This is a genomic window from Streptomyces sp. ISL-36 (assembly GCF_018614205.1).
In the GTDB taxonomy this organism is placed as follows: domain Bacteria; phylum Actinomycetota; class Actinomycetes; order Streptomycetales; family Streptomycetaceae; genus Streptomyces.
Window position 1 is genome coordinate 1 of sequence record NZ_JAGGOS010000129.1, and the last position, 10,076, is coordinate 10,076.

General features: G+C 72.7%; 10 protein-coding genes. 5 read left to right on the forward strand and 5 right to left on the reverse strand.

What is annotated here, in order from left to right; all coding sequences use genetic code 11:
- Positions 1 to 81: 81 nt before the first annotated feature.
- Positions 82 to 942, reverse strand: a complete 861-nt coding sequence (locus J7E93_RS29655; RefSeq protein WP_215073091.1) for a bifunctional methylenetetrahydrofolate dehydrogenase/methenyltetrahydrofolate cyclohydrolase — start codon at positions 940 to 942, stop codon at positions 82 to 84.
- A 247-nt stretch (positions 943 to 1,189) separates the two neighbouring features.
- Between J7E93_RS29655 and J7E93_RS29660 the strand changes: the two genes are divergently transcribed.
- A complete protein-coding gene (locus tag J7E93_RS29660; protein ID WP_215073092.1) occupies positions 1,190 to 1,804 on the forward strand; it encodes a tetraspanin family protein in 615 nt (204 codons plus the stop codon).
- A 106-nt stretch (positions 1,805 to 1,910) separates the two neighbouring features.
- On the opposite strand, the gene J7E93_RS29665 is transcribed toward J7E93_RS29660, so the two are convergent.
- Positions 1,911 to 3,362: a DUF2079 domain-containing protein gene (locus J7E93_RS29665; RefSeq protein ID WP_215073093.1), complete on the reverse strand. Its 1,452-nt coding sequence runs from the start codon at positions 3,360 to 3,362 to the stop codon at positions 1,911 to 1,913.
- Between the two features lie 225 nt (positions 3,363 to 3,587).
- Between J7E93_RS29665 and J7E93_RS29670 the strand changes: the two genes are divergently transcribed.
- Together J7E93_RS29670 and J7E93_RS38200 are read left to right on the forward strand one after the other, a co-directional pair.
- On the forward strand, positions 3,588 to 4,328 hold the full coding sequence (locus J7E93_RS29670) for an FHA domain-containing protein (RefSeq protein ID WP_215073094.1): 741 nt from the start codon (positions 3,588 to 3,590) through the stop codon (positions 4,326 to 4,328).
- 211 nt (positions 4,329 to 4,539) lie between these two features.
- Positions 4,540 to 4,875, forward strand: coding sequence for a hypothetical protein (locus J7E93_RS38200; RefSeq protein WP_215073095.1), 336 nt, complete (start codon positions 4,540 to 4,542; stop codon positions 4,873 to 4,875).
- A gap of 2 nt (positions 4,876 to 4,877) precedes the next feature.
- Here the strand turns inward: J7E93_RS38200 and purH are convergent, their stop codons facing one another.
- Together purH and purN are read right to left on the reverse strand one after the other, a co-directional pair.
- Positions 4,878 to 6,440, reverse strand: coding sequence for a bifunctional phosphoribosylaminoimidazolecarboxamide formyltransferase/IMP cyclohydrolase (purH, locus tag J7E93_RS29680; RefSeq protein ID WP_215073096.1), 1,563 nt, complete (start codon positions 6,438 to 6,440; stop codon positions 4,878 to 4,880).
- Entirely contained in the window at positions 6,437 to 7,051 is a 615-nt protein-coding gene (gene purN / locus J7E93_RS29685; protein WP_215073097.1) for a phosphoribosylglycinamide formyltransferase, read from the reverse strand. Before purN ends, purH begins: the two co-directional genes overlap by 4 nt.
- A gap of 243 nt (positions 7,052 to 7,294) precedes the next feature.
- Between purN and J7E93_RS29690 the strand changes: the two genes are divergently transcribed.
- Positions 7,295 to 8,002, forward strand: a complete 708-nt coding sequence (locus J7E93_RS29690; RefSeq protein WP_215073098.1) for a hypothetical protein — start codon at positions 7,295 to 7,297, stop codon at positions 8,000 to 8,002.
- Between the two features lie 30 nt (positions 8,003 to 8,032).
- Here the strand turns inward: J7E93_RS29690 and J7E93_RS29695 are convergent, their stop codons facing one another.
- Positions 8,033 to 9,616, reverse strand: a complete 1,584-nt coding sequence (locus tag J7E93_RS29695) for a DUF6350 family protein (RefSeq protein ID WP_215073099.1) — start codon at positions 9,614 to 9,616, stop codon at positions 8,033 to 8,035.
- Positions 9,617 to 9,735: 119 nt separating this feature from the next.
- Here J7E93_RS29695 and J7E93_RS29700 point away from each other — a divergent pair.
- Positions 9,736 to 10,076 (forward strand): helix-turn-helix transcriptional regulator (locus J7E93_RS29700; protein ID WP_215073100.1); only part of this gene is annotated, 341 nt, incomplete at its 3' end.

A 10,076-nucleotide genomic window follows, 5' to 3' on the forward strand; every position in this document is an offset into this window, starting at 1 on the left:
GGGCAGGCGCGGCGGCCGGACCCGCCGGCTCCCGGCCCGGGTCCTCGGCGCCGGAGGCGCCCTCGGTGGGGGAGGTCATCGTCAGAGCGCCGCGGCCGCGCGTTCCGCGGCCTCCACGACGTTGACCAGGAGCTGCGCGCGGGTCATCGGGCCGACGCCGCCGGGGTTCGGCGAGATCCAGCCGGCGACCTCCGCGACCCCCGGGTGCACATCGCCGACGATCTTGCCGTCGCCGTTGCGCGAGACGCCGACGTCGAGCACGGCCGCGCCCGGCTTCACGTCCTCCGGCCTGATCAGGTGCGCCGCCCCGGCGGCGGCGACGATGATGTCGGCCCGGCGCAGGTGCGCGGCCAGGTCACGCGTACCCGTGTGGCACTGCGTCACCGTCGCGTTCTCCGAGCGGCGGGTCAGCAGCAGCGGCATCGGACGTCCGATGGTGACTCCGCGCCCGACGACCACGACCTCCGCGCCCTTGATCTCCACGCCGTGGCGGCGCAGCAGCGTGAGGACGCCGTTCGGCGTGCACGGCAGCGGCGCCGGCTCGTTCAGCACGAGACGGCCCAGGTTCATCGGGTGCAGGCCGTCCGCGTCCTTGTCCGGGTCCATCAGTTCCAGGATGCGGTTCTCGTCGATGCCCTTGGGGAGCGGGAGTTGCACGATGTACCCCGTGCACGCCGGGTCCTCGTTGAGCTCCCGTACGACCGCCTCGATCTCCTCCTGGGTGGCCGTGGCGGGCAGTTCACGCTGGATGGAAGCGATGCCGACCTGCGCGCAGTCGCGGTGCTTGCCCGCGACGTACTTCTGGCTGCCCGGGTCGTCACCGACCAGGACGGTACCGAGGCCGGGCGTCACGCCCTTCTCCTTCAGAACCGCCACGCGGGCGGTCAGATCGGACTTGATCTCGGCTGCGGTGGCCTTGCCATCGAGAATCTGGGCGCTCATGCACCCATCCTCCCGGATGACCCCTCACTAGTTCCAATTCGGCCGCGCACGGGCCTCCCCGCGGCACCCGAGGAGATTGCACCTGCACAACTTCCGGGCATACCGACTGGACAAGAAGTCCGTGCTACGACGACGATGACCGCGCAGTGCCGCGGGCAGTGCCGGGGGGCAAACCGCTCATATGTTGTGCAAGTTCCTCCGCGCGGGCCGCGTCCGTCCCCGCACGATTCCACGGAGGAAACCCGCGATGAGCTTCGGCGAACCGAACAACCCCTACGGCCAGCCGCAGGACCCGCAGGCCGGATACGGTCAGCCGCAGGGCCAGCAGCCCGGGTACGGCTACCCGCAGCAGGCCCCGCAGGGCGTGCCGCCGCAGTACGGCTACCCGCAGGCTCCGCCGGTCCAGCAGCCCTACGGCGGCGGCTACCCGGGCGCGGTCATGGAGATGCCGGGCGGCGTGAAGTCGGCCCGCGTGATCCTGTGGATCCTCAGCGGCCTCAACATGCTCGGCGGCCTCGGCGCCATCGCCTTCTCCTTCGCGATCGACAGCGAACTGGAGAAGTCCGGTGCCACGACGGCCGACGCCGAGGCGTTCGCCGACCTGGGCCAGGGCCTGATGATCGGTGTCGGCATCTTCTCGATCATCTTCGCCGCCCTGGGCATGATGCTCGCCGCCAAGTTCAAGTCGGGCGGCAACGGTGTGCGCGTCTGCTCCATCGTCTACGCGGCGTTCATCGTGCTGTTCAGCATCTTCTCGCTGCCGCTGGGCATCGTCAGCATGGCCCTCGGCGTCCTGGTCATCGTCTTCGTGGCGAAGTCGGACGGCTCGGCCTGGTTCAACCGCGCCACGCAGCAGTACTGATCACACCCGCGCGCACGCCGAAGGGGCCCGTTTCCGCCAGGAACCGGGCCCCTTCGACGTGTCCGTACGCGCGTCCGTACCGCGACGTGCGCGTGACGTACGCGTCTCACGCGCGTCGCAGCACCACGAACTGTCCCGCCCGGAACGACACCTCGTACCGTGCCTCCGGATGCAGCTGCGAAGCCAGCTGCACCGGGTCCGTCACCGGCTGGGACCATCCGGAATCGAGGTCGAGCGCAAGGAAGTCGGGGCTGACACCCTTCGCCCCGCCCACCCAGTAGACCGTGTGGTCCGCTGTGAGATGGGCCATGAGCGTCACATTGGTCTCCACGCTCGTCCCGTCCGGCATGGCGTCGACCGCCCGCCGGGCGTCCAGCGTCCGGGCGTCCGTACGGTACGTCTCCGAGCGCAGCAGCTCCCGCAGGGGCAGGTTCAGGGCGAGCACGATCGAGACCGCCGTGACGACGGGCACGACGACCTTCCCGTACGAGACGAGCCAGGCGCGCGGCGAGGTGCGGACGGTCCGGACGGCGTCGACCAGGGCGAGGAAGACGATCGGCATCAGGATCGCGCTGTAGTGCCAGATCATCCCCCAGTGGTTCGGGTCCTGGGAGAGGAAGCGCCAGCCGAGCGTCGGCAGCACGAGCAGCATCAGCGGGGAGCGCAGGGCGAGGAAGCCGGTGATGCCGACGAGGAAGAAGAGCATCTCCCACTTCACGTCGGAGCCGAGCGACGTGACGAGCGCCTGAGCGAAGGAGACGTCGGCTCCCTCGCTCGACTTCTCGATCTTGGCCCAGTAGTCGTACTGGCCGACCCGGCTCGCGGCCGGGATGAGGACCAGGACCGTCAGGGCGAAGAAGGCGACGCCGAAGGCCGCCAGGGCCGCGCCCGGGCGGCGGGCGCCGCGCAGGAAGAGCACCGCGCCGACCATCGCGACGGTGAGGCCCATGTCCTCCTTGACGAGGACGAGGGGCGCGGACCAGGCGACGGCCGCGGTCCAGCGCCCCAGGAGCAGGGCCCGGCAGGTCAGGGCGAGCAGCGGGACGGCGAAGGCGATCTCGTGGAAGTCGGACTTGACCGCCTCCTGAAGGCCCCAGGACAGGCCGTAGGCGATCGTGAGGCCGAGGCCGGCGGCCCGGCTGCCGAGCACCTGGTGGGCGGTGCGGCCGACGACGACGGCGGAGGCGGCGAAGAGCGCCGCCTGGGCGAGGAGCAGGGCGAGCGGGGAGGACCAGATCCAGTACAGGGGCGCCAGGAGAGCGGTGACCGGACTGAAGTGGTCCCCGAGTATGAGGAAGCCGGGGCCCTTGATGTCGACGATCGGGGCGCGGAACTCCGCGTAGGCGCGGACCGACTGCTCGAAGATCCCCAGATCCCAGGAGGGCGTGCGGAACTGCTCGTACCGGACCCAGGAGTAGAGGAAGTAGAGGGCGCAGAGCCCGGCCGCCACCAGGACGTACGGGCGCAGTGGCGGCTGCGCGGGGGTCGCGTCGGGCGGCCCGGCGCCGGTCTTCGGGGCGGCGGTCTCCGCCACAGCCCCGGTCTGCACATCCAACACCGCGCCCCCACTACCCGCCGCCGACAAAAGAGCAACCCATTAGACCAGAGAGGACCCGACCGGCGGAATCGTCGGACTTACCCGCGTCACGCGGCCCTTCCGGGCCCGTCGCGGCGGGCCCGGACGCCTTCCCGCATGCCGTCGGAGGCCGGTCCTCCGGCGTTCTGCGTTCGTTTATCGCGGCTTCCTACCCTGTCCGCGCATACCTCGGGGAAAGGACGTGCCATGTACAGCATCATCGTGGTGCCCGCACCCACCACACCCCCCGGAGCCCAGGTCAGGCTGGCCCCCGGCGAACGGCTCCGCTTCGGCCGTGCGACACCGTACGCGGCCGCCGGCCGCCGCCATCTGGACATCCCGCACCCCGGGGTGTCCCGTACGGCGGGCGAGATCAGCGCGACCGGCAGCCACTGGGCGCTGAGCAACTTCAGCGCCGCCTCGACGTATGTCGTCGAGAACCCCGAAGGCGCCGGGGAGCACATCAAGATCGCGCCGGGGCGGGTGAACGCCCCCGTGCCGTTCGAGTTCTCCCGGGTCGTGCTTCCGGCGGGCGGTGACCTGCTCGACTTCAGCGTGTGGGCGCCCCGGCACGACTACGTGGAGCGCGCGCACGCCGCCGAGGACGGCGAGCCGACGGCGCTCGCCTTCCCCCTCGACCGTTCCAAGCGGTACTTCCTCGTGCTCGCCGCGCTGTGCGAGGCGCGCCTGCGCGGCCATCCGCACGCGCCCCTGCCGACCGTCGAGCAGATCGCCGACCGACTGCGGCCGCTGTGGCCGGCGGTCAACCGGGCGTCGGTGCAGTGGAACATCGACTATCTGGCGGTGAAGCTGCGGCTCAAGCCCGGCCCGGAGACGGCCGGCGCCGGGCCCCGGCTCAACGGCAAGAAGGAGTCCCTGGTCTCCCTCGCCCTCCGCTTCGATCTCGTACGCGAGGACGATCTGGCGACCTTGGCGCAGGCCCGGTGAACAGCTTTCCCCTGACCGTGCCGGCCGGCTACCGGATCGCGCCTGGACGGTCGAACGCCCGCTGGGAGCGGGGGCCTTCGGCAGCGTCTACGCGGCCCGTCGCACGACCGGCCGGGAGGATCTCCTGGACCGGGCCGCCCTCACGTTCCTGCCGACCAGCACCCGTACGCCGCGCCGGCTGCGCCATCTGCGCGAGCTGGCCGAGCGCGAGGTGGAGCTGCTGCGACGGCTGCGCTCCCCGCGGCTGATCCGGCTGTACGAGACCCTGACGGTCGACGACCCCGCGCTCCCGGAGCTGGACGGCGCCACCGTTCTCGTCCTGGAGAAGGCGGAACGCCCCCTCCCGGCGCTGCTGTCGGGCGCCGCCCCGCCGCCGGCAGGGCCCGCGCTGCTCGTCCAGGTCTGCGAGGGCCTGCGTCAGAGGACGAGTGCGGCGGCCGGTTCATGCCCTGACCCGCGGAACGCGGGAACGGGCGGTCCGCCGGCACCGGGAAGGTACCGGCGGGCCGCCCGCTGTCCACCGCTCGGTGGAAGGAGTGGCGCGTGAGGTCAGTGGAAGAAGTGGCGCGTGCCGGTGAAGTACATCGTCACGCCGGCCTTCTTCGCCGCCTCGATCACCAGCTCGTCGCGCACCGACCCACCCGGCTGCACGACGGCCCTGATGCCCGCCGCCGTGAGGATCTCCAGGCCGTCCGGGAAGGGGAAGAACGCGTCCGACGCGGCGAACGCGCCACGGGCCCGCTCCTCACCCGCGCGCTCGACCGCGAGCTTCGCGGAGTCGACGCGGTTGACCTGGCCCATGCCGACGCCGACCGAGGCGCCGTCCTTGGCGAGCAGGATGGCGTTCGACTTGACGGCGCGGCAGGCCTTCCACGCGAAGGCGAGCTCGGTCAGCTCGTCGGCGGAGAGCGCCTCGCCGGTCGCCAGCGTCCAGTTCTGCGGGTTGTCGCCGTCGGCCTGCAGCCGGTCGGTGACCTGGAGGAGGGCTCCGCCGTCGATGGGCTTGACCTCGACCGGGTTGGCCGGGGCGCCCTCGGCGCACAGGACGCGGATGTTCTTCTTCTTGGCCAGGACCTCGACCGCGCCGTCCTCGTACCCGGGGGCGACGATGACCTCGGTGAAGATCTCGGCGACCTGCTCGGCCATCGCCACGGAGACCGGGCGGTTCACGGCGATCACGCCGCCGAACGCGGACAGCGGGTCGCAGGCGTGGGCCTTGCGGTGGGCCTCGGCGACGTCGGCGCCGATCGCGATGCCGCAGGGGTTGGCGTGCTTGATGATCGCCACGCACGGCTCGGTGTGGTCGTACGCGGCCCGGCGCGCGGCGTCGGTGTCCGTGTAGTTGTTGTACGACATCTCCTTGCCGTGCAGCTGCTCGGCCTCGGCCAGGCCGCCGGTGCCGTCGACGTACAGCGCGGCGCCCTGGTGCGGGTTCTCGCCGTACCGCAGCACGTTGGAGCGCTCGTAGGTGGCGCCCAGGAAGTCCGGGAAACCGCTGTCGTCGGCGGCGGCGTAGTCGTCGGCGAACCAGGAGGCGACGGCCACGTCGTACGCGGCGGTGTGCTGGAAGGCCTCGGCGGCCAGGCGCTTGCGGGCGGCGAGCTCGAAGCCGCCCTCACGGGCCGCGGTGAGGACGTCGGCGTAGCGGGCGGGGCTGGTGACGACCGCGACGGAGGGGTGGTTCTTCGCTGCGGCGCGGACCATGGACGGGCCGCCGATGTCGATCTGCTCGACGCACTCGTCGGGGGTGGCGCCGGAGGCGACGGTCTCCCGGAACGGGTAGAGGTTGACGATCACCAGGTCGAAGGGCTCGACGCCCAGCTCGGCGAGCTGGTTGCGGTGGTCCTCCAGACGCAGGTCGGCGAGGATGCCGGCGTGCACGCGCGGGTGGAGGGTCTTGACCCGGCCGTCCAGGCACTCGGGGAAGCCGGTGAGCTCCTCGACCTTGGTGACCGGGACGCCGGCCGCGGCGATCTTCGAGGCGGTGGAGCCGGTGGAGACGAGGGAGACACCCGCCTCGTGCAGGCCGCGGGCCAGCTCCTCCAGGCCGGTCTTGTCGTAGACGCTGACGAGTGCGCGGCGGATGGGGCGCTTCGTACCTTCGGCGGTCACGGGATTGTTACCTTTCGTCCCTCAATGCGGTAGCCGTGCCGGGCCAGACGCCCCACGACCTCGACGAGCAGCGAGCGCTCGACTTCCTTGATGCGCTCATGCAGAGCGGCTTCATCGTCCTCGTCCCGGACCTCGACCACGCCCTGGGCGATGATCGGGCCGGTGTCGACGCCGTCGTCGACGAAGTGGACGGTGCATCCGGTGACCTTCGCGCCGTACGCGAGTGCGTCCCGCACTCCATGGGCACCGGGAAAACTGGGGAGAAGCGCCGGGTGGGTGTTGACGACCCGGCCGCCGAAGCGGGCCAGGAACTCCTTGCCGACGATCTTCATGAAGCCGGCCGAGACGACGAGATCCGGCTCGTACGCGGCGGTGGCCTCGGTCAGGGCGCGGTCCCACGCGTCACGGCTCGGATGGTCCTTGACCTTGCACACGAACGTGGGCAGCCCGGCACGCTCGGCACGCTCCAGGCCGGCGATGTTCTCGCGGTCGGCGCCCACGGCGACGATCTCGGCGCCGTACCCGTCGGGGTCGGCGGCGATGGCGTCGAGCAGGGCCTGAAGGTTGGTGCCGGACCCGGAGACCAGGACGACGAGACGGGCGGCGGCCACTGAGTCACTCTTTCCGTGGTGTTTGTACGGTCGTACGAACGAATCGTGGCCCTCGATACGGGGAACCCTACGAATGGCCCGACCGTCAGCAACGATACCGGCACACCGGACGGCCCCCACGGGACGGGGGCGTGGCCGGGGGGTAGCGTCTGGGTTCGACGACAGACGAGACAGCAGTTGAGACAGCACGTGAGACGGCAGTTGAGACAGCAGTTGCGACGACAGAGGGAAGACGTTCAGCAGATGCCGGAACGCCAGTCCACCGACGACGACAATCCGTTCGCGCCGCCGCCCGAGGGGCAGCCGGACCAGCCGTGGCAGCCGCGGCGGCCGGAGGGCTCGGACGACGACTCGTCGTCCGACTCCTCCTCCGGGTCCTCCCGGGGCCGCTGGAGCAGCCGCCAGCCCGGCCGTTCCTCCGACGGCTTCGGGCGGCGCCCCGAGCGCCAGGGCGGCCCCGAGCAGGGCCAGAAGCCGGGGCCGAAGTGGGATCCGACCGATCCGGCGCAGCGGCGGGCGCGGTACGCGCTGCTCGCCGGCATGTGGGCGTTCTTCTTCGCGATCTTCGAGATCCAGGAACTGGCGCTGCTCCTCGGCGCGCTGGCTCTCTACTGGGCCGTGAGCGCCCTGCGCACCAAGCCCAAGGCGGTGACCGCGACGGGCCCGTCCGCCTCGGCCACGGCCCCCGCCCCGACGCCCGCCGACGCCGCTTTCGCGGCCGCTGCCGCTGCCGCTGCCGCAGCTCCGGCCCGCGCGCAGCGCACGGCGGCCGTCAGCGGCCTGGTCGCCGCGGCCCTCGCCCTGCTGATCGTCGCGGGCAGCTTCACCATGCAGCTCGTCTACCGCGACTTCTACACCTGCGCCGACGACGCCCTGACCCACTCGGGCCAGCTGGCCTGCAACGACCTGCTGCCGGAGCCGCTCCGGGACGTCTTCGGCGTACGGGAGTAGCAGCTACCTCACCTGCTGGACCTGCTGGACTCACGTCCCGGAGGCCGCCGGGGGCTCCGCGGCCTCCGGCGGCTCGGTGCGCCCCGGTCCGGTGTCTTCCGGTCGTTCCTGTCGCGCGGGCCCCGGGAGTCCGGAAGGCCCGTCGGCGGACGGGGCCGTGACCGGCACCGGGGGCAGTGGAGGGAGAGGCGGCAGGGGAGGGAGAGGAGGCGGCGACGGGGGCAGCGGCGGCCGAGGCGGCAGGGTCGGTTCCCAGGCCGCGGGCAGGAAGTCGTACGGCTCGAACCCCGGCTCGTCCTCGTCCTTCGCCACCGGATCGACCGCGACCGCGGTGGCCGTGACCGGCGCCTGGGCCCCGGTCGGTACCGCCGACGCGGGTGCGGACGGCACCGGGGCCGGCTTCGGTTCACGCTGCACCCACGCCCGTACCCCCAGTGCTGCGGGCACCCCCACCATCGCGCCCCACAGCATCGCCGCCGCGCCCGCCTGCCACCAGACCGGCCCGAACGCGGACAGCCGGCCCGACCCGAGCGGGCCGCCCGCGGCCGCCGCAAGGAGCGCCACCGCCACCCCGCACCCACAGGCCCCGACCAGCGCCGTCGACGCCGTCTCCCGGCCCGTCCAGAGCCGGGCCGACCGTCCCACGCAGCCGCCCAGAACCAGCGCGGCCGCCGGCGGAACCGCGAGGGCGGACCAGTGCGGCCAGGTCCCCGGGCCCTCGGCCGGCAGCGCGGCGAGGAGCGGGAACGGCGGGACGGCCGCGTCGCCGACGAGGCCCAGCGGGGTCGCCGATGCCCCGGCGCCGAGCGAGAACCCGGGCCCCAGACCGTACGACGCACCCCACACCGCCGCGTTCGGTACCAGCGCGACCGCGAGGAGCACGACCGCGACCCGGCCGGCCCACTCGCCCGCGAGCCATGCGAAGGACTCCTGCGCCGCACCCGCGTGCCAGACCAGGGAGATCCCGAACAGCGCCGCCCCACCGCCGAGCAGGGTCATCACCGCCCGCACGCCCGACCGGAGCGCCACGGCCGTCTGTTCCCGCTCCGGCAGGGGCCGCCCGGTCGCCGTCCAGACGCCCAGACCCGCCGCCGAGAGCACCACCGCGGGCAGCCAGAATCCGGCCGCCACCAGGTCCGCGGGCAGCGGGCCGCTCGCCGCGTAGAGCACCACACCGGCCGCGACCAGCAGATATCCCCCCGCGACCGCGGCCACCGCGCCGCCTGCGGAGAGCCGGGGCCCGGGCGTCCCCCCGGTGAACGGCTCCAGCGTGTCCCGGGCTGCCCGGTGCACGAGCCAGACCGGCAGGGCCATGAGCAGCAGGGGGGCCACACCCAGCGGGGCGGGAACCCCGGAGAGGGTCTCCGTGCGGACCAGGTCCACGCCGTGGGCCAGCAGCCACAGCCCCGCGGCCGCGTGCAGCGCCCCGCCGGGCCCGCTGTCGGGGAACGGCGAACTGATCCACGCCGCTGTCACCAGGACCGCCAGCGCCCCGAGGCCGAGCCCCGCCGCGACCCCGCCGCGCACGAGAGCGGTGGCCAGCACGGCGGAACGGCCGCTGTGGACCAGCGGATCGGCGGGCGACGAAGGGAGGTGTTCGGTCACGTGCGTCACGCGCCCATGCTGCCAACGACACGCGCTTTTCTCGCGTAACAGGCAAACCGCCGTTGTGTCGCTCAATATACGTTTATGTACTTTTCCGCCCGGTGCAGCTCTGCGGGAGGTCGTCGCCGATGAGCCGGAGCACCGCAGGTTCCGCATCCGCCGTCTCGCTTCCCACCCCGAAGGAGCGGCGCAGACTGCGTGAGGCCAAGGCCCTGACCGAGGAACAGGTCGCGGAGGCCGTGGGCGTCACGCGGGCCACGGTCCGGTCCTGGGAGACCGGCCGCACCGAGCCACGCGGGCGCAAGCGCGAGGCGTACGCGAAGGTCCTCAGCGTGGACGAGGAGGAGCTCACCTCCTTCTCCGCCGGGCAGCCGGGCCCGGCCCCGGCCCCGGTCGGCGCACGGCCGGCAGCGGCCGGGGGCACGGAGCCGCCGCCGGAGGGGGCGCTGAAGGCGGTGCGGACGCGCTC

Excerpts from the sequence above, each read along its gene's own strand:
- J7E93_RS29660 (WP_215073092.1), top strand. The coding sequence starts at position 1,190 with ATGAGCTTCGGCGAACCGAACAACCCCTACGGCCAGCCGCAGGACCCG.
- J7E93_RS29690 (WP_215073098.1), top strand. The coding sequence starts at position 7,295 with ATGCCGGAACGCCAGTCCACCGACGACGACAATCCGTTCGCGCCGCCG.
- J7E93_RS29655 (WP_215073091.1), bottom strand. The coding sequence starts at position 942 with ATGAGCGCCCAGATTCTCGATGGCAAGGCCACCGCAGCCGAGATCAAG.
- J7E93_RS29670 (WP_215073094.1), top strand. The coding sequence starts at position 3,588 with ATGTACAGCATCATCGTGGTGCCCGCACCCACCACACCCCCCGGAGCC.